The sequence below is a fragment of the Citrobacter sp. Cpo100 genome, assembly GCF_030332595.1.
Classification (GTDB): domain Bacteria; phylum Pseudomonadota; class Gammaproteobacteria; order Enterobacterales; family Enterobacteriaceae; genus Citrobacter; species Citrobacter portucalensis.
The window spans coordinates 757,364-776,450 of sequence record NZ_JAOWHM010000037.1 but is presented as its reverse complement, the minus strand read 5'-3'; the positions used below and the strand labels follow the sequence as shown (position 1 = coordinate 776,450).

The window sequence follows — 19,087 nt, the reverse complement described above, 5'->3', positions numbered from 1 at the left end:
TACCGTTGTGGAGACACCTGACTGCACATGATTCACTTCTTTGTAATCACGTGATTTTTTAGCATAGACGTATAACCCCCATGCCGACAGTTTTACCGGAACATCCCCCTTCTGTTAAAAGGGGGACGGTGCCATTACTGCGCAAGGTATGCATATATTTTTTGCGTATCGTCCAAAGAGCACAGGCGAGTACCCTGATTCAGGGTTGCTGCGCTACCGGCGGCGACACCGTAACGGACAATATCCTCAAAAGTCGCGTTCTCTGCCAGTTTAAGCGTCATGGCCCCGACCATACTGTCGCCCGCGCCTACGGTACTTTGACTTTTCACCGGTGGCGGAACCACCTGAACGCAGGTATCGCGATCTACACCCAGCGCCCCTTGCGGCCCAAGCGAGACCACAACGCGGTGCGCTTTTCCGCTTTGCACGATTTCCTGTGCGGCTTTGCGCACATCATTGGGTTGAGTGAGTTCACGGTTTACCAGCGCACTCAGTTCTTTGAGGTTGGGTTTGACCAGTTCGATATTGCCGATGGCTAACGCCGCCGTCAGTGCTTCGCCTGAACTGTCGACAATACAGCGGATCCCCTGTTTTTGTGCGGTGGTAATGAGTCGGGTCAACTTCTCAAGCTGTACGCCGGGCGGCAAACTGCCGCTGATGACCAGCAGCGCACCAGACTCAATTTCCAGCACCTGATCCTGAAGTTGGTAGAACTCGTCATCGGTCAGCGCAGCGCCTGGCATGACAAAACGATATTGTTCGCCGCTGGACTCCACGTGGACATGAAGATTTTGTCGGGTCCAGTCTTTGGCTTCGACGGTAGATACGGGAACATTTTCGTCGGCGAGCAATGCAACAAGATGCTCTCCGGTTGCTCCCCCCGCGGGGAAAATCGCTGTTGCGGTTCCGCCAAGATGGGCAATTGCGCGAGCGACGTTGATACCGCCGCCGCCGGGTTCAAAAACCGGCGAGGTACAACGAAGCTTACCTTCCGGGTAAATTTGCGGGGTGATTGTTGCGCTATCGAGAGAGGGCGCAAGTGTTAACGTATAGATACGTACCATCTTTACCTCCTGTTAGGCTGAACTCAGTCTGGCACTTAACCTCCCGAAAGTGAAGTAATTAACAACATGATTTTTCATATCTTTATTTAAAATTATCGTCATAAAGATATATAAATAAAATAAAGGTTTAGGAACGCTCTTATTCAAAAAATGAAATAAGAATTTATTGCTATGTTATTCGAGTCTTTTTATAATTTGTTACCTTTCAAGGGTCTTTTGTCATTGATCCATATGAAAGTTTCCGAGACCGTAATGGTCTCTTTTTTTGTTGTACGGACTCTTAATAAATGAAGCTTTTGAAGACAGTGCCCGCAGCATTACTGCTGACGGGAGGCCTGCTTGCGTCAATGCATGCTGTAGCCGATGATTCCGTTTTTACTGTCATGGATGACCCTTCCAGCGCGAAAAAACCCTTTGAAGGTAACCTGAACGCGGGATATCTCGCCCAGTCAGGCAACACAAAAAGTTCTTCTTTAACCGCAGATACCACCATGACCTGGTACGGCCAAACGACGGCATGGTCTCTGTGGGGAAATGCCAGCAATACCTCCTCAAATGATGAGCGTTCATCGGAGAAATATGCCGTAGGTGGCCGTAGTCGTTACAACATGACCGACTATGACTATCTCTTTGGACAGGCAAGCTGGTTGACCGACCGCTACAACGGCTACCGCGAGCGTGACGTGCTGACCGCGGGTTATGGTCGTCAGTTCCTCAACGGACCTGTGCACAGCTTCCGTTTCGAATTCGGTCCTGGCGTGCGCTATGACGAGCACACGGATGGCACCACCGAAACGCAGCCGTTGGGCTATGCGTCCGGGGCTTATGCATGGCAGATGACGGACAATACCAAGTTTACTCAGGGTGTGTCGGTATTCGGCGCTGACGATACCACGCTCAACTCTGAAACTGCCCTCAACGTTGCCATCAACGAGCACTTTGGGTTAAAGGTGGCTTACAACGTGACCTGGAACTCTGAACCGCCGGCAACAGCGCCGGAGCATACCGATCGCCGTACGACAGTTTCCCTCGGCTATCGGATGTAATGACAAGCCGGGTCAAATAAATGACCTGGCTTTCCTAAATTAAAGTTAAGTTTATTTAATATTTAATTTGCGTTTTATTTTTTTACCTGGCCATAACGCGCTATTTTCAGACTAATTCGATTAATCGATAAATAAACGAAAGCGGAACAGTGGGGGAGCGTCATTTAGCCCCAGATCATCGCAGCCCAGCGCAGCATCAACATGGCCGCACAAATAACGAGCAGAATCACAACCATCTTCCAGTGTTTCTTCGCAAAGCGATTTGTGGGCATTGTTTTTTTCCTGCTCAGGTTAGATGACTTTGTGCAAGTGTAACAAAGACGGTTGGGTGTCAGTGAATTGATTTACATCATAGAGCGCGCGTTGATTGTTGCTTTGATCGACCCGTAATGCCGTGTACACTGTCAAACGGTGTTATCAAAAAGCGGGTGTAGGTCCAGTGTGGTCTTTAAGGCAACCAGTGACATATTTCGCAGAGTGAAGCGGGAATCAGCCCACACCTTTTTGATAATTTTAAATATTGAATCTTTGTATGTGATCTTACGTGTGGGTCACCACTGCAAATAAGGATATAACATGCCTGTTATTACTCTTCCTGATGGCAGCCAACGCCATTACGACCACGCTGTAAGCCCCATGGATGTTGCGCTGGACATCGGTCCAGGTCTGGCGAAAGCCACTATTGCTGGCCGTGTTGACGGTGAGCTGGTAGATGCTTCCGATCTGATTGAGCATGATGCGAAGCTCTCCATCATCACCGCGAAGGATGAAGAAGGTCTGGAGATCATTCGTCACTCCTGTGCGCACCTGTTAGGGCACGCGATCAAACAACTCTGGCCGCACACCAAAATGGCGATCGGACCGGTTGTTGATAACGGTTTTTACTACGATATCGATCTTGACCGTACGTTAACCCAGGAAGACATCGACGCGCTCGAGAAGCGGATGCACGAGCTCGCTGAGAAAAACTACGATGTCATTAAGAAGAAAGTCAGCTGGTACGAAGCGCGTGAAACCTTCGTGAAGCGTGGCGAGACATATAAAGTCTCCATTCTTGATGAAAACATTGCCCATGATGACAAGCCTGGCTTGTACCATCATGAAGAATATGTCGATATGTGCCGTGGCCCGCACGTGCCGAACATGCGTTTCTGCCATCACTTCAAACTGATGAAGACCGCAGGGGCATACTGGCGTGGCGACAGCAATAACAAGATGCTGCAGCGTATTTATGGTACTGCATGGGCAGATAAAAAAGCCCTGAATGCCTACCTGCAACGTCTGGAAGAAGCGGCCAAACGCGATCACCGTAAAATCGGTAAACAGCTTGACCTGTATCATATGCAGGAAGAAGCTCCGGGTATGGTGTTCTGGCACAACGATGGCTGGACTATCTTCCGTGAGCTGGAAGTATTCGTTCGTTCAAAACTGAAAGAATACCAGTATCAGGAAGTGAAAGGCCCGTTCATGATGGACCGCGTGCTGTGGGAAAAAACAGGTCACTGGGATAACTACAAAGATGCAATGTTCACCACCTCTTCTGAGAACCGTGAATACTGCATTAAGCCAATGAACTGCCCAGGCCACGTGCAGATCTTTAATCAGGGTCTGAAATCCTATCGCGATCTGCCGCTGCGTATGGCTGAGTTTGGTAGCTGCCACCGTAATGAACCGTCAGGTGCGCTGCATGGCCTGATGCGTGTTCGTGGCTTCACTCAAGATGATGCACATATCTTCTGTACTGAAGAGCAGATTCGTGATGAAGTTAACGCGTGCATTCGTATGGTCTACGATATGTACAGCACCTTTGGCTTCGAGAAAATCGTCGTCAAACTGTCCACTCGCCCCGAAAAACGTATCGGTAGCGATGAAATGTGGGACCGTGCTGAAGCTGACCTGGCCGTTGCGCTGGAAGAAAACAACATCCCGTTTGAGTTCCAACTGGGTGAGGGCGCGTTCTACGGTCCGAAAATTGAATTTACCCTGTATGACTGCCTCGATCGTGCATGGCAGTGCGGTACTGTACAGCTGGACTTCTCCCTGCCGTCCCGTTTAAGCGCCTCTTACGTTGGCGAAAACAACGAGCGTCAGGTTCCGGTTATGATTCACCGTGCAATTCTTGGGTCGATGGAACGTTTCATCGGTATCCTGACCGAAGAGTTCGCTGGCTTCTTCCCGACCTGGCTCGCGCCGGTTCAGGTTGTGGTCATGAACATCACCGATTCTCAGTCTGAATACGTTAACGAATTAACGCAGAAACTACAAAATGCGGGTATTCGTGTAAAAGCAGACTTGAGAAATGAGAAGATTGGCTTTAAAATCCGCGAGCACACTTTACGTCGTGTCCCTTACATGTTGGTCTGTGGCGACAAAGAGGTAGAAGCAGGCAAAGTTGCCGTGCGCACCCGTCGTGGCAAAGACTTGGGCAGCCTGGACGTAAATGAAGTGATTGAGAAGCTGCAACAAGAGATTCGCAGCCGCAGTCTTCAACAACTGGAGGAATAAGGTATTAAAGGCGGAAAACGAGTTCAAACGGCACGTCCGAATCGTATCAATGGCGAGATTCGCGCCCTGGAAGTTCGCTTAACAGGTCTGGAAGGCGAAGCTTTGGGTATTGTGAGTCTGAGAGAAGCGATCGAAAAAGCTGAAGAAGCTGGAGTAGATTTAGTTGAAATCAGCCCTAACGCCGAACCGCCAGTTTGTCGTATTATGGACTACGGCAAGTTCCTTTATGAAAAGAGTAAGTCTTCTAAGGAACAGAAGAAAAAGCAAAAAGTTATCCAGGTTAAGGAAATTAAATTCCGTCCTGGCACCGACGATGGCGATTACCAGGTAAAACTCCGCAGCCTGGTACGCTTTCTGGAAGATGGCGATAAGGCTAAGATCACGCTGCGTTTTCGCGGTCGTGAGATGGCCCACCAACAGATTGGTATGGAAGTGCTCAACCGCGTCCGTGACGATCTGAGTGAACTGGCAGTAGTCGAATCCTTCCCTACGAAGATCGAAGGCCGCCAGATGATCATGGTGCTCGCTCCTAAGAAGAAACAGTAAGGCCTTCAAGTAGCAATGTCTGTGGAGCCTACGGGTTCCACAGCCGTTGTTCGCCTACGTTTCGTTTATTAACAATGCGAAGTGGAAGTTATTAAAATGCCAAAAATTAAGACCGTACGCGGTGCTGCTAAGCGTTTCAAAAAAACCGGTGGTGGTGGATTTAAGCGTAAGCACGCAAACCTGCGTCATATTCTGACCAAAAAATCTACTAAGCGTAAACGTCACCTGCGTCCAAAAGGCCTCGTGTCTAAAGGCGATCTGGGTCTGGTTATCGCGTGCCTGCCGTACGCATAAGCCGTTAACGTTTAATTCATTTTTTTACTAAGAATATAGATACAGGAGAGCACATATGGCTCGCGTAAAACGTGGTGTAGTTGCCCGTGCACGTCACAAGAAAATTTTGAAACAAGCTAAAGGCTACTACGGTGCGCGTTCTCGCGTATACCGCGTTGCCTTCCAGGCTGTTATCAAAGCTGGTCAGTACGCTTATCGTGACCGTCGTCAGAAAAAGCGTCAGTTCCGTCAACTGTGGATTGCGCGTATCAACGCAGCAGCACGTCAGAACGGTATTTCTTACAGCAAATTCATCAACGGCCTGAAAAAAGCCTCTGTTGAAATCGACCGTAAGATCCTGGCTGACATCGCAGTATTCGACAAAGTAGCGTTTACCGCTCTGGTCGAAAAAGCGAAAGCAGCTCTGGCATAAGCCGGTGAAAAGAGGGAGCCTGGCTCCCTCTCTTTTATTTGTAGTGCAATCAATTAGTTGACAATTTATCCGTAAGCCTTTTCAATAAAGGTTGTCCGATTTTTACCACACAAGGTAACGCAAGCATGAATGCTGCTATTTTCCGCTTCTTCTTTTACTTTAGCACCTGAACTCAGGAGGCTTGCGCGTGAAAGAAGAAACGGAAAACAGCGCCTAAAAGCCTCCCTGGTGGAGGCTTTTTTTATACGCGTCATCCTTCAAGCTGTCTTTGTGATGGCTGTATTCGTGCTTTGGCCGCGTTGATACAACTTGAATGATTTTGCGTAAATACGAGCGACTAGTGAATATCGCAACATAACGAGGAAAACCATGTCACATCTCGCAGAGCTGGTTGCCAGTGCAACGGCCGCCATTAACCAGGCTTCAGATGTTGCCGCGTTAGACAATGTCCGCGTCGAATATTTGGGCAAGAAAGGGCACCTGACCCTTCAGATGACAACCCTGCGCGAACTGCCGCCAGAAGAGCGCCCGACAGCAGGTGCGGTGATTAACGAAGCCAAAGAGCAGGTACAGCAAGCGCTGAACGCGCGTAAGGCCGAATTAGAAAGTGCTGCGCTGAATGCTCGTCTGGCTGAAGAAACGATCGATATTTCCCTTCCTGGGCGTCGTATCGAAAACGGCGGTCTGCACCCGGTGACGCGTACAATCGACAGGATTGAAAGTTTCTTCGGTGAGCTGGGCTTTACCGTGGCGACCGGTCCGGAAATCGAAGATGACTATCATAACTTCGATGCGCTCAACATTCCTGGCCATCACCCGGCGCGCGCTGACCACGACACTTTCTGGTTTGACGCGACGCGTCTGCTGCGCACACAGACTTCCGGCGTGCAGATCCGCACCATGAAAGAAAAACAGCCGCCGATCCGTATTATCGCCCCGGGCCGCGTATATCGTAACGATTACGATCAGACTCACACCCCAATGTTCCACCAGATGGAAGGGCTGATTGTTGATACCAACATCAACTTCACCAACCTGAAAGGCACGCTGCACGATTTCCTGCGCAACTTCTTTGAAGAAGACCTGCAGGTTCGTTTTCGTCCTTCCTACTTCCCGTTCACTGAACCATCTGCGGAAGTTGACGTGATGGGCAAAAACGGCAAATGGCTGGAAGTGCTGGGCTGCGGGATGGTTCACCCGAACGTGTTGCGTAATGTTGGCATCGATCCGGAAATCTATTCCGGCTTTGCATTCGGTATGGGTATGGAGCGTCTGACCATGCTGCGTTACGGCGTTACCGATCTGCGTTCTTTCTTCGAAAACGATCTGCGTTTCCTCAAACAGTTTAAATAAAGGCAGGATAAAACAATGAAATTCAGTGAACTGTGGTTACGCGAATGGGTAAATCCGGCGATTGATAGCGATGCGCTGTCAAACCAAATCACGATGGCGGGTCTTGAAGTTGACGGTGTGGAACCTGTTTCTGGCGCGTTCAATGGCGTTGTGGTAGGTGAAGTGGTTGAATGTGGCCAGCACCCGAACGCTGACAAACTGCGCGTCACCAAAGTGAATGTAGGCGGCGACCGCCTGCTGGATATCGTCTGCGGTGCGCCAAACTGCCGTCAGGGGTTGAAAGTGGCTGTGGCAACCGTTGGTGCCGTTCTGCCGGGCGATTTCAAAATTAAAGCCGCGAAACTGCGCGGTGAACCGTCTGAAGGTATGCTGTGCTCGTTCTCCGAGCTGGGTATTTCCGACGATCATAACGGGATTATCGAACTGCCTGCCGATGCGCCAATTGGCACCGATATCCGTGAATACCTGAAGCTTGACGACAACACCATCGAAATCAGCGTCACGCCGAACCGCGCCGACTGCTTAGGCATCATCGGTGTAGCGCGTGACGTTGCTGTACTGAACAAAGCCCCGCTGGTTGAGCCGGAAATCGCGCCAGTTGCCGCGACCATTAGCGACGTACTGCCGATTCAGGTCGAAGCCGTGGAAGCCTGCCCACGCTATCTGGGCCGCGTGGTGAAAGGCATCAATGTTAAAGCGCCGACCCCGCTGTGGATGAAAGAAAAACTGCGCCGTTGCGGTATTCGTTCTATCGATGCCGTGGTTGACGTGACTAACTATGTGCTGCTCGAACTGGGTCAGCCGATGCACGCATTCGACAAAGACCGCATTGAAGGCGGAATTGTTGTTCGTATGGCAAAAGAAGGTGAGACCCTGGTATTGCTGGACGGCAGCGAAGCGAAGCTGAATGCAGATACGCTGGTGATTGCGGACCACAACAAAGCGCTGGCGATGGGCGGCATCTTTGGTGGCGAACATTCCGGCGTGAATGATGAAACACAAAACGTCCTGCTGGAATGTGCATTCTTCAGCCCGCTGTCTATTACCGGTCGCGCGCGTCGTCACGGTCTGCACACCGATGCATCTCACCGCTATGAGCGTGGTGTCGATCCTGCGCTGCAACATAAGGCCATGGAACGTGCAACGCGCCTGCTGATTGATATCTGCGGCGGTGAAGCGGGCCCAGTCATTGACGTGACGAATGAAGCCACGCTGCCAAAACGCGCAACCATTACGCTTCGTCGTAGCAAACTGGATCGTCTGATCGGACACCATATTGCCGATGAGCAGGTGAGTGACATTCTGCGTCGTCTGGGTTGTGACGTGACGGAAGGGCAGGATGAGTGGAAAGCGGTCGCGCCGAGCTGGCGTTTCGATATGGAAATCGAAGAAGACCTGGTCGAAGAAGTCGCCCGCGTATACGGGTATGACAATATCCCGAACACGCCGATTCAGGCGGGTCTTATCATGGGTACGCATCGCGAAGCGGATTTGTCGCTGAAACGTGTAAAAACCATGCTGAATGACAAAGGCTACCAGGAAGTCATTACCTATAGCTTCGTCGACCCGAAAGTCCAGTCGCTGCTGCACCCGGGTGAAGAAGCGCTGCTGCTGCCAAGCCCAATCTCTATTGATATGTCGGCAATGCGTTTGTCCCTGTGGACTGGCTTGCTGTCTACGGTAGTGTATAACCAGAACCGTCAACAGAACCGTGTACGTATTTTCGAAACGGGTTTACGTTTCGTGCCAGATACGCAGGCCAACCTCGGGATCCGTCAGGATCTGATGCTGGCTGGCGTGATCTGCGGTAACCGTCATGATGAACACTGGAATCTGGCAAAAGAGACCGTTGATTTCTATGATCTGAAAGGCGATCTGGAAGCGGTTCTCGACCTGACAGGCAAACTGGCAGACATTCAGTTCAAAGCTGAAGCGAATCCAGCACTGCATCCGGGTCAGTCTGCGGCGATTTATCTGAAAGGTGAACGTATTGGTTTCATTGGGGTTGTTCATCCTGAACTGGAACGTAAACTGGATCTGAACGGTCGCACTCTGGTGTTTGAACTGGAGTGGAATAAGCTCGCAGACCGCGTGGTGCCTCAGGCGCGTGAAGTTTCTCGCTTCCCAGCGAACCGTCGCGATATCGCAGTCGTTGTCGCAGAAAACGTTCCCGCTGCGGATATTTTATCCGAGTGTAAGAAAGTTGGCGTAAATCAGGTAGTTGGCGTAAACTTATTTGACGTGTACCGCGGTAAGGGTGTTGCGGAGGGCTATAAGAGCCTCGCTATCAGCCTGATCCTTCAGGATACCAGCCGTACACTTGAAGAAGAGGAGATTGCCGCTACCGTCGCCAAATGTGTAGAGGCATTAAAAGAGCGATTCCAGGCATCATTGAGGGATTGAACCTATGGCGCTTACAAAAGCTGAAATGTCAGAATATCTGTTTGATAAGCTTGGGCTTAGCAAGCGGGATGCCAAAGAACTGGTCGAGCTGTTTTTCGAAGAGATCCGTCGTGCTCTGGAAAATGGTGAGCAGGTAAAACTCTCTGGTTTTGGTAACTTCGATCTGCGTGATAAGAATCAACGTCCGGGCCGTAACCCGAAAACGGGCGAAGATATTCCCATTACAGCACGGCGCGTGGTGACCTTCAGACCCGGACAGAAGTTAAAAAGCCGGGTTGAAAACGCAACGCCCAAAGAAGAGTGATTTAACGATACGCAGAGTATGACGCGTATAACTAAAAAGGCCGCTATGCGGCCTTTTTCCTTTTCACTACCGAATCAGCACCGTAGAATCACCTCCATCTCTTTTCAGCAGAATGGAAAACATGCTGACTTTCGCCCATCAACAACAGCGCCGAAACGTGCGCTGGATACTGTCACTGTCAGTACTGATGCTACTGGCAACGATTCTAAGCTTGTGCGCAGGAGAACAATGGATCGCTCCCGGCGACTGGTTCAGCGCCCGCGGCGATCTGTTCGTCTGGCAAATTCGACTTCCCCGTACCCTTGCCGTTTTACTGGTAGGCGCTGCATTGGCCTTATCTGGCGCAGTGATGCAAGCTCTGTTTGAAAACCCGCTCGCAGAGCCTGGATTACTGGGCGTATCTAACGGCGCGGGAGTCGGGCTTATCGCGGCGGTTCTGCTGGGGCAGGGGCAACTCCCCGGCTGGGCGTTGGGCCTTTGCGCCATTGCCGGAGCGCTGATTATCACGCTTATTCTGCTACGTTTCGCTCGTCGACATCTGTCTACCAGCCGCCTGCTGCTGGCGGGGGTGGCGCTGGGGATAATCTGTAGCGCGCTGATGACATGGGCTATCTACTTCTCTACCTCGTTTGACTTACGTCAGCTGATGTACTGGATGATGGGGGGCTTCGGTGGCGTAGACTGGCATCAGGCCTGGCTCATGGTGGCGTTGATTCCGGTGCTAGTGTGGATCTGCTGTCAGTCGCAGCCGATGAATATGCTGGCGTTAGGAGAGACTTCTGCACGTCAGTTGGGACTGCCATTATGGTTCTGGCGCAACCTGCTGGTGGTTGCCACAGGCTGGATGGTTGGCGTGAGCGTGGCTCTGGCAGGGGCGATTGGTTTTATTGGGCTTGTGATCCCGCATATTTTGAGACTGTGTGGCCTCACCGATCACCGTGTTTTACTGCCAGGTTGTGCGTTGGCTGGCGCAATCGCATTATTGTTTGCTGATGTTGTCGCGCGTTTGGTGCTGGCCTCGGCTGAGTTACCTATCGGCGTGGTAACGGCCACCATGGGCGCACCGGTATTTATCTGGCTATTGTTAAAAGCCGCGCGCTAGAACGCGTTGGTACGGTCTATGATTAAAAACTGAAAATCCACCTGTTGTTCTGGAGATGCTATGCAAAACACTATCCTCGATACAGAAGTGACGACCATCGACGGCGAGGTTACCTCACTGCAGCCGTATTCCGGGAATGTGCTGTTAATCGTCAACGTTGCTTCAAAATGTGGACTGACGCCGCAGTACGAGCAACTGGAAAATCTGCAGAAAGCCTGGCACCAACAGGGCTTCAGCGTTCTTGGTTTCCCTTGCAATCAGTTTCTGGGCCAGGAGCCGGGCAGCGAAGAGGAAATAAAAACGTACTGCAGCACCACATGGGGCGTAACTTTCCCGATGTTCAGCAAAATTGACGTCAACGGCGAGGGACGCCATCCGCTGTATCAGAAGCTGATTGATGCCGCGCCAACGGCCGTTGCGCCTGCGGACAGTGGGTTCTACGAGCGAATGGCGAGCAAAGGTCGTGCGCCGCTCTACCCGGACGATATCCTGTGGAATTTCGAGAAGTTTTTAGTGGGTCGCGATGGAAAAGTGCTGCAACGATTCTCACCGGATATGACGCCTGAGGATCCCATCCTGGTGCAAACCATCAAGCAGGCGCTGGCAAACTAATGTCTCGATTGATGCAGCTACAGGACGTCGCGGAATCGACCCGTCTCGGCCCGCTTTCTGGTGAGATCAAAGCAGGAGAGATCTTGCATTTAGTGGGACCAAACGGTGCCGGAAAAAGTACGCTGTTGGCGCGTATGGCGGGTCTGACAAACGGAGAGGGCAGTATCACTTTTGGTGATATGCCGTTGGAGGAATGGCCGGCCGCCAGGCTGGCGCAATATCGCGCCTATCTTGCGCAACAGCAAAATCCGCCGTTTGCCATGCCGGTCTGGCATTTTCTGACGCTGCATCAACCCGACAAAGCACGCACCGATCTGTTACAGGAGATCGCCGATGCGCTCGGCCTGGGAGATAAACTGGGGCGCGGCGTGAACCAACTTTCCGGCGGTGAGTGGCAGCGTGTGCGCCTGGCTGCGGTTATCCTGCAGATTTGCCCACAAGCGAATCCATTAGGTCAGCTTTTACTGCTGGATGAGCCGATGAACAGTCTGGATGTCGCGCAACAAAACGCACTGGACCGCTTGTTGAGTCAGCTGTGTTTGCAGGGCATAGCGATTGTGATGAGTAGCCACGACCTTAATCACACCTTACGCCATGCGCATAAAGCCTGGCTACTCAAACGCGGGAAACTGCTTGCCAGTGGTTCACGAGATGCGGTACTGACGCCGGCCAATCTGTCTGCGGCCTATGGCGTCAACTTCCGACGTTTGGATATTGAAGGGCACAGAATGCTCATATCAACCACTTAAGTGAAATGGGTTCTTGAAAATCATATAATTTCCACGCTAAATTGGCATAAAAATAAAATTCAGAGGATTCGTACTGAATGCGCTTTTGGCTCCTTTTCATCACAGCATTGTTTTTGGCGGGCTGCAGCAGCCATCGTGCGCCTGCGCCAAATGCCCGCTTGTCGGATTCTATTGCCGTTATCGCCGGTCTTAATGATCAGCTACAAACCTGGCATGGCACACCCTATCGTTATGGCGGTATGAGCCGTAGTGGGGTGGATTGTTCTGGATTTGTTTTGATGACGATGCGCGATAAATTCGACCTGCAACTTCCGCGCGATACGCGTACGCAATCAAAGATTGGTACCGAAATTGATAAAGACGATTTGCTGCCAGGCGATCTGGTTTTCTTTAAAACCGGGTCTGGGGAAAGCGGTCTGCATGTTGGTATTTACGATACCAATAATCAATTTATTCATGCTTCAACCAGCCGTGGCGTGATGCGCTCGTCTCTGGATAACGTTTACTGGCGTAAAAACTTTTGGCAGGCGCGACGTATTTAATCCCCCGCAACTCCGAGGCTGCCATCGAGTGCGCAGCCTCAACATCACCATTTGAAAGTTAACTTTTATTTCTGCTTTTGGTTAGACAATACCCCTGAACATTAAGAGCGTATCTTGCTAAAAATATGATTTATTCCGAGATATTAAAAAGTGCAAAGCTGGATATTCGCTTATAATCAGGATAAGCTAAAAAAAAGGATTCGATTTACCGGCTAAAAAGGGAAAAATGAAAGGGCCTCTACTTGCATCAGCAGTAACGTATTTCTCCATCCTTTGCTACAGGATGCCGGATAACACCCATGCAGCGGGGCTGGCACGATGATTGTTTCACTGGATAATCTTTACCATTCTGAGTTCTCTTTTCTTCCTGCGAGAAGCGAAAAAGGCGATCTTGAATTCGTCGATATCATCACCAGTTTCGCCAGTGCGCATGGGGATGTGCGTATACCCACCGAGCTGGTCCTACCTCGGATGTCAGACGACGAACAATGTCGTTTATTTGTAGAAAAACTAGAATTAATCGAAACGTGCCAACATTTTTTTATTCAGCGAAAAGTATCCGCCTGGATTAATTTAACGCCAGCAGTTGCTAATACTTTATTATCAGATACTGAATTTGCTTCACAAGTTGAACGATTTTCATTTCTGGAGCTGACTATTAATGAAAGCTATCCGGAGTTAAACAAAGGTAAAGATAATCCAATATTGGCCGCACTTGCTGCGCGATTTCCATTAGTCCTGACAAACTATGGTTCTGGCGGTATATCAACCCGGGCAATTTTTGACGGCCTGTTCAAACGCGTCGTGCTGGATAAAAACTTTGTTCAACAAAGGATTGCACATATTTCGTTTGAACCGTTTATGCGGGCTATTCTGGCGCAACTATCGCCCAGCTGTGAGTCAATAATCATTAGCGGAATTGATACACAAGAGATGCTGGAGCGCGTCTTGCCTGTGGGATTCAGTGCCATGCAGGGAGGATTGTGGCCTGCGGTGCCTCCTGCGCAGATAATTTCGCTCGCTAAGATATAACCCTTTTATTTGCTGGTGTTTAACAGCCTATTAACAGTCTACACTAGAGGCAGGAGGCCCTATGACCCTGTCTTTTACCACTCGCTGGCGTGATGAACTACCAGCAACCTATACCGCGCTTTCACCCACCCCTCTGAAAAACGCGCGCCTTATCTGGCATAACGATGCGCTGGCGGAGCAATTAGCAATTCCTGCGGCGCTATTTGATATTCCGACTGGTGCAGGCGTTTGGGGCGGCGAATCGTTGCTTCCCGGGATGTCGCCTTTAGCCCAGGTTTATAGTGGGCATCAGTTCGGCGTCTGGGCTGGTCAGCTTGGCGACGGACGTGGGATCCTGCTGGGCGAACAACAGCTCGCGGATGGTTCAACGTTTGACTGGCACCTGAAAGGCGCCGGACTCACGCCGTATTCCCGCATGGGTGATGGGCGTGCCGTGTTGCGCTCGACCATTCGTGAAAGCCTGGCCAGTGAAGCGATGTACTACCTGGGAATACCGACCACGCGGGCATTGTCGATTGTCACCAGTGACACGCCGGTTTATCGCGAAACGGTCGAAGCAGGGGCGATGCTCATTCGCGTGGCGCAAAGCCATATGCGGTTTGGCCACTTTGAGCATTTTTACTATCGCCGAGAGCCGGAAAAAGTGCGTGAGTTGGCTGACTTTGCGATTCGCCATTACTGGCCGCAATGGCAGGAAGAAGCCGATAAGTATCAGCTGTGGTTTAACGATGTTGTCACGCGTACTGCGACGTTAATCGCTGACTGGCAGGCGGTAGGATTTGCGCATGGTGTTATGAACACGGACAACATGTCGATTCTGGGTCTGACGATGGATTACGGTCCATTCGGTTTTCTTGATGATTACGTGCCTGATTATATCTGCAACCACTCTGACAACCAGGGGCGATACAGTTTCGATAATCAACCGGCCGCCGCGTTGTGGAACCTGCAACGTCTGGCGCAAACCCTGTCGCCGTTTATCCCGGTCGAGGCGCTCAATGATGCGCTGGACAATTACCAGTTGACGCTGTTAACGCGTTACGGTCAACGGATGCGGCAAAAGCTCGGCTTCTTTAGCGAGCAGAAAGACGATAACGAACTGCTTAGCGAACTGTTTAGCCTGATGGCGCGAGAGAGAAGCGACTATACGCGAACGTTTCGCATGCTCAGCGAAACGGAGCAGCACAGTGCGCAATCTCCGTTGCGTGATGAGTTTATCGACCGCGCAGCATTTGACGACTGGTTCACGCGGTATCGCTCGCGCCTTCAGCAAGACAATATTGCCGATGCAGTCAGACAAACACAGATGAAGGCGGCTAATCCGGCGATGGTATTACGTAACTGGCTGGCGCAACGGGCGATTAGCCAGGCAGAGCAGGGGGATTACGCCGAACTGCACCGGTTGCACCAGGCGTTGCGTACCCCGTTTGCCGATCGCGATGATGACTATGCCAGCCGTCCACCTGACTGGGGCAAACGGCTGGAAGTGAGTTGTTCAAGCTAAGGGGCCAGAAATACCTGCGGGGAGGCGTTGGCCGGATGCTGGCCAACGTGTACCTGAGCACCGTACCAGCGCTTCAGATCATCGGCCTGTAACACAGTTTCCGGTTTTCCCTGCGACACCAGCCTGCCGTTGTGCAGCAGCACTATTCTGTCTGCCCACAGTGCGGCGAGGTTCAGATCGTGAAGCACAATGCACACATGCAGCTCACCTGAAGCGGTTAGCGTTTTTAGCATGCGCAACAGATGCTGCTGGTGGTAAAGATCCAGCGCGGAGGTCGGTTCATCAAGGAATAACCAACCGCGAGGCGCACCGTCGCACCAGAGTTGCGCCAGCGCACGGGCTAACTGCACTCGCTGTTGCTCGCCGCCGGAAAGCGCGGCGTATTGCCGGCCTGCCAGAGGCGTACATCCGGTCATCTCCATTACCTGTGCAATAAGCCCAGGTTCCGGTCGTTGGGTCCAGGGCGCGCGACCCATCGCGATGACGGCCTCTACCGGCCAGTCAAATCCCAGTTGCGTTTGCTGACGCATTACCGCCCGGTGTCGCGACAGCGTCTGGGTAGGCCACTCCTCCAGCGGTTTGCCCGCCAGCACGCAGCGCCCGGTAGCCGGTTTCAGAAAACCGGTCAGCAAGCGTAGCAGAGTGGATTTCCCCGCACCGTTTGGGCCGATGAGCGCCACCAGTTCACCTTTTGTAAGGGCGAGTGATACGTCGTCGATCACCGCTCTGCCAGCTACGTGATAGTGAAGCCCTTCAGCGATGAAATGTTCAGCCATGCGGTCCTCGCTGACGAAAAATAAGCCATAAAAACCACGGTGCGCCGAGAAGACTGGTCAACAGACCGACCGGCATCTCCGCAGGCGCAACCGCCGTACGGGCCAGTGTGTCTGCAATCAGCAATAAAAACGCGCCCGCCAGCACGGAACCCGGAATAACGGCCCGATGGTCTGAGCCGAGCCACATACGTATTAAATGTGGGATGACCAACCCGATAAAGCCAATCACGCCGCTTACCGCCACGGCTGAGGCAACCAGTAGTGCGCTACAAAGCAGCAAAATACGCTGGATTGTACGCACATCAACGCCGAGATAATGCGCCTCTTCCTCACCCAGTTGCAGAAGATTCAGCGCCGGAGCAAGTCGCCAGATGATCAGCACTGTCGGGATTGTCAGTGAAGTGACAGCCAACAGTGTGGACCACTGCGCGGCCCCCAGACTTCCCATTCCCCATAGCGACAGCTGGCGCAGTTGCGCATCATTACTGACCCACGACAAAACGCCAACCGCCGCCCCACAGAGCGCGTTAATGGCAATGCCGACCAGCAGCAGGCGTGAGAGTGAACCGTCGCGCTGTTGGCTAAGGATAAAAATCACTACGGTTGCCGCCAGCGCGCCGAAAAAAGCGGCCAGCATTGGAGCATACAACATCAGCAGCGCGGGCAGGGAGACAGGCAGCACCACCCACAGGGCCACAGCGCAGGCGGCGCCGCTGCTTATTCCCAGTAATCCAGGGTCTGCAAGTGGATTGCGAAACAGCCCCTGCATCACGCAGCCCGCGAGCGCCAGAGAGCCGCCAATCACCAGCGCCAGCAGGACGCGGGGCAGACGAATCGTGAGCCAGATTTGACGCAGTGCCTCATCGCCATCACGCCAGAGCAGACTTACCGGCAGGCGCAACGCGCCAAAACCGGTAGCCAGAACCGTCATTACAACCAGCATCAATGCCAACATCCACAACGAACAGGTGATCCGCCGGGACATCAGGGCAATTGCTCCGCTTTAGCACGAAGCTGCAAAATAGCCTGTGGCGTGCGAACGCTGAAGCCCAACAGCGCCATATCGTCAACCTGCAATACCTGTTTATTCCTTCCGGCAGGTGTTTGCGCAAGTCCCGGTAGCGCCCACAGGTTTGCTTCGCCACCCATCGCCTTAACACCTTCTTGTGAAATCACTACCAGATCGGGCTGGCTGGCAATGACGCCTTCTTGTGACAGCGGCTGATAGCGATTAACGCCCTGCATCGCGTTGCGTAGACCTGCGGCACGAATCGCCGCATCGGCTCCGGTTTGCTGGCCCGCCGCCATCGCGCTCATCCCGCCATGATTGAGAATAAACAACACACGCTTATTAAGTTCAGATGACGGGAGCGTCGCCAGTTCCTGACGTAACGTTGCGCGCAGCGTTTCGCCGTCGGCCCCCCGATGAGTAGCCTCGGCGATAACCCGAACTTTTTCATCAATCGCGTTAAGATCGTTGCTTGCTGGGATCGTGACAACCCTGACGTTGCTCTGCTCGAGCTGTTTTAACACCAGAGAAGGCTGCGCCTGCGCGCTGGCAAGGACCAGCGTAGGGCGTGTGGCAAGGATCCCTTCGGCGTTGAGCTGGCGCAAATAACCAACATCAGGTAACGCGGTTGCCGCAACAGGCCATTGGCTGGTGCTGTCTCTTGCCACAAGGGAGGGTTGTGCTCCCAGTGCGTATACGATCTCGGTGACATCGCCACCGAGGGCAACAACTCGCTCCTCGGGCGCAGCCAGTGCGGCGAAGGGCAGCAGCGCGATCAGGGCCAGCAGTTTTTTCATGCGGCCAGTCCTTTCGGCGTTAGCGCGTCAATCTGTGTGCGCCATTGCGTCTGTTCCGGCTCGCCTTCCGTACGTTGACCATACAGTTGTGCGATTTGCGTGCCGTCGGCAGCAAACAGTTCCAGACTGGTGACGTGTCCATCGGCGGTCGGTTTGCGCGTCACCCACGTTTCGGCCACGCTCTCTTCCAGCAGATGCAGGGTAAAGGTTGGGTTGAAGATGTTTAGCCAGCCTTTCATCGGTACCAGTTTTTCAATCACGCCGGTAAAAATCTGTACACAGCCGCGATTACCCACAAAAACCATAATTTCGTTGCCATCCTGACGCGCGGTGTCGAGTAACTGCGCCAGTGCGCTATTAGAAACCTTACAGGCCAGATCGTCGCCCACCAGATTAAATGCCTGTTGGCGGGTGAGTTCATGGCGTTTCAGCAGACCGAAGAACTGGTGGACATCGGTCATCGCTCGCCACTCTTGATCGACGGTCTGCGCATCGACCGTGACGGCGGCAGGCGCAGAATTGTTGGCGGGTTGCAGTGCCAGCGGCGGGTTTTCTGCAAAGATGAAACGGGTCAGCAACGCTGCCCATTCCTCAACGAGGGTATTTTGCGTGGTATAGACCTTCAGCAGCGCATCTCCCTGATGGTCGAAGAACTGAATGCTCTGACGCTCACCATGGGCGGTTGTTTCGCTGATATGAAAGGTGCTGGCCCACTGATTCAGGAAAAGACGCAGATCGAGGGCGCGCGGATTGAGAACCAGTCCGGCATGACCGTTGAGGTGCTGATTGGTAAAAGCACCCACCTGCTCATGTACTGCGTATTCATTGCGGCAAATACATTTGGTTTCGCCAACTGCTTCCAGTGCGCTGAGAATTTCACGCACTTCGCCACGTAAGCGCCAGGCATCGTGACCGACGCGTGCAAAGGTCAGTTCGGCTTCGCTAATATTCATCAACCCCGCAATATCACGTGCGTATTTGCCAGGATTTTCTTTCTTCAGTTCCAGCCAGCGTGTGTAATGATTCATTGTCTCTTC

The 19,087-nt window shown here is 52.3% G+C and carries 21 protein-coding genes and 1 other annotated feature; of the genes, 15 read left to right on the top strand and 6 right to left on the bottom strand.

Annotated features, from left to right (window positions below):
• Positions 1-134: 134 nt before the first annotated feature.
• Positions 135-1,064 carry a 6-phosphofructokinase II gene (pfkB, locus tag OGX96_RS19300; protein WP_286583966.1) on the bottom strand — a complete coding sequence of 310 codons (930 nt, stop codon included), beginning with the start codon at positions 1,062-1,064 and terminating at the stop codon, positions 135-137.
• A gap of 287 nt (positions 1,065-1,351) precedes the next feature.
• Here pfkB and OGX96_RS19295 point away from each other — a divergent pair, with 287 nt between their 5' ends.
• Positions 1,352-2,110 (top strand): DUF481 domain-containing protein, encoded by a 759-nt coding sequence (locus OGX96_RS19295; protein WP_003832568.1) that lies wholly within the window; start codon positions 1,352-1,354, stop codon positions 2,108-2,110.
• Between the two features lie 164 nt (positions 2,111-2,274).
• Here the strand turns inward: OGX96_RS19295 and yniD are convergent, their stop codons facing one another.
• Positions 2,275-2,382 carry a small membrane protein YniD gene (gene yniD / locus OGX96_RS19290; RefSeq protein ID WP_003030590.1) on the bottom strand — a complete coding sequence of 36 codons (108 nt, stop codon included), beginning with the start codon at positions 2,380-2,382 and terminating at the stop codon, positions 2,275-2,277.
• A 304-nt stretch (positions 2,383-2,686) separates the two neighbouring features.
• Here yniD and thrS point away from each other — a divergent pair, with 304 nt between their 5' ends.
• The 14 genes from thrS to selO all read left to right on the top strand — a co-directional run bounded on the left by thrS (position 2,687) and on the right by selO (position 15,468).
• A complete protein-coding gene (gene thrS, locus OGX96_RS19285) occupies positions 2,687-4,615 on the top strand; it encodes a threonine--tRNA ligase (RefSeq protein ID WP_048214331.1) in 1,929 nt (642 codons plus the stop codon).
• 3 nt (positions 4,616-4,618) lie between these two features.
• Positions 4,619-5,161, top strand: coding sequence for a translation initiation factor IF-3 (gene infC, locus OGX96_RS19280; protein ID WP_048997935.1), 543 nt, complete (start codon positions 4,619-4,621; stop codon positions 5,159-5,161).
• A 96-nt stretch (positions 5,162-5,257) separates the two neighbouring features.
• Positions 5,258-5,455: a 50S ribosomal protein L35 gene (gene rpmI / locus OGX96_RS19275; RefSeq protein ID WP_003030583.1), complete on the top strand. Its 198-nt coding sequence runs from the start codon at positions 5,258-5,260 to the stop codon at positions 5,453-5,455.
• A 55-nt stretch (positions 5,456-5,510) separates the two neighbouring features.
• The gene (gene rplT, locus OGX96_RS19270; protein ID WP_003030578.1) at positions 5,511-5,867 is read left to right on the top strand and encodes a 50S ribosomal protein L20; all 357 of its coding nucleotides are present in this window, start codon (positions 5,511-5,513) and stop codon (positions 5,865-5,867) included.
• A 120-nt stretch (positions 5,868-5,987) separates the two neighbouring features.
• Positions 5,988-6,112, top strand: a sequence feature (Phe leader region).
• Positions 5,993-6,037: a pheST operon leader peptide PheM gene (pheM, locus tag OGX96_RS19265; protein WP_001386830.1), complete on the top strand. Its 45-nt coding sequence runs from the start codon at positions 5,993-5,995 to the stop codon at positions 6,035-6,037. Its footprint overlaps the feature before it by 45 nt.
• A gap of 124 nt (positions 6,113-6,236) precedes the next feature.
• Positions 6,237-7,220 (top strand): phenylalanine--tRNA ligase subunit alpha, encoded by a 984-nt coding sequence (pheS, locus tag OGX96_RS19260; protein WP_153753238.1) that lies wholly within the window; start codon positions 6,237-6,239, stop codon positions 7,218-7,220.
• A 15-nt stretch (positions 7,221-7,235) separates the two neighbouring features.
• Positions 7,236-9,623 carry a phenylalanine--tRNA ligase subunit beta gene (gene pheT, locus OGX96_RS19255; protein WP_032943162.1) on the top strand — a complete coding sequence of 796 codons (2,388 nt, stop codon included), beginning with the start codon at positions 7,236-7,238 and terminating at the stop codon, positions 9,621-9,623.
• 4 nt (positions 9,624-9,627) lie between these two features.
• On the top strand, positions 9,628-9,927 hold the full coding sequence (gene ihfA, locus OGX96_RS19250) for an integration host factor subunit alpha (RefSeq protein WP_003030571.1): 300 nt from the start codon (positions 9,628-9,630) through the stop codon (positions 9,925-9,927).
• Positions 9,928-10,048: 121 nt separating this feature from the next.
• Positions 10,049-11,029, top strand: a complete 981-nt coding sequence (gene btuC / locus OGX96_RS19245; protein WP_003832584.1) for a vitamin B12 ABC transporter permease BtuC — start codon at positions 10,049-10,051, stop codon at positions 11,027-11,029.
• Between the two features lie 60 nt (positions 11,030-11,089).
• Entirely contained in the window at positions 11,090-11,641 is a 552-nt protein-coding gene (locus OGX96_RS19240; protein ID WP_003832585.1) for a glutathione peroxidase, read from the top strand.
• Complete coding sequence (gene btuD / locus OGX96_RS19235) at positions 11,641-12,390, top strand: vitamin B12 ABC transporter ATP-binding protein BtuD (protein ID WP_008784579.1); 750 nt, start codon at positions 11,641-11,643, stop codon at positions 12,388-12,390. The genes OGX96_RS19240 and btuD overlap by 1 nt, the downstream gene beginning before the upstream one ends.
• 77 nt (positions 12,391-12,467) lie before the next feature.
• Positions 12,468-12,932, top strand: coding sequence for an NlpC/P60 family protein (locus tag OGX96_RS19230; protein WP_003832591.1), 465 nt, complete (start codon positions 12,468-12,470; stop codon positions 12,930-12,932).
• A 318-nt stretch (positions 12,933-13,250) separates the two neighbouring features.
• On the top strand, positions 13,251-13,964 hold the full coding sequence (locus OGX96_RS19225; RefSeq protein ID WP_048235505.1) for an EAL domain-containing protein: 714 nt from the start codon (positions 13,251-13,253) through the stop codon (positions 13,962-13,964).
• Positions 13,965-14,025: 61 nt separating this feature from the next.
• Complete coding sequence (gene selO / locus OGX96_RS19220) at positions 14,026-15,468, top strand: protein adenylyltransferase SelO (protein WP_198802071.1); 1,443 nt, start codon at positions 14,026-14,028, stop codon at positions 15,466-15,468.
• Here selO and OGX96_RS19215 read toward each other — a convergent pair.
• The 4 genes from OGX96_RS19215 to chuS are packed head-to-tail and all read right to left on the bottom strand — an operon-like array spanning position 15,465 to position 19,078.
• Positions 15,465-16,244, bottom strand: coding sequence for a heme ABC transporter ATP-binding protein (locus tag OGX96_RS19215; RefSeq protein ID WP_198802072.1), 780 nt, complete (start codon positions 16,242-16,244; stop codon positions 15,465-15,467). The genes selO and OGX96_RS19215 overlap by 4 nt on opposite strands.
• The gene (locus OGX96_RS19210) at positions 16,237-17,229 is read right to left on the bottom strand and encodes a FecCD family ABC transporter permease (RefSeq protein WP_003832595.1); all 993 of its coding nucleotides are present in this window, start codon (positions 17,227-17,229) and stop codon (positions 16,237-16,239) included. Before OGX96_RS19210 ends, OGX96_RS19215 begins: the two co-directional genes overlap by 8 nt.
• Positions 17,229-18,050, bottom strand: a complete 822-nt coding sequence (locus OGX96_RS19205; protein WP_174770340.1) for a heme/hemin ABC transporter substrate-binding protein — start codon at positions 18,048-18,050, stop codon at positions 17,229-17,231. The genes OGX96_RS19210 and OGX96_RS19205 overlap by 1 nt, the downstream gene beginning before the upstream one ends.
• Positions 18,047-19,078, bottom strand: coding sequence for a hematinate-forming heme oxygenase ChuS (gene chuS, locus OGX96_RS19200; protein WP_048226740.1), 1,032 nt, complete (start codon positions 19,076-19,078; stop codon positions 18,047-18,049). Before chuS ends, OGX96_RS19205 begins: the two co-directional genes overlap by 4 nt.
• Between the last annotated feature and the right edge of the window lie 9 nt (positions 19,079-19,087).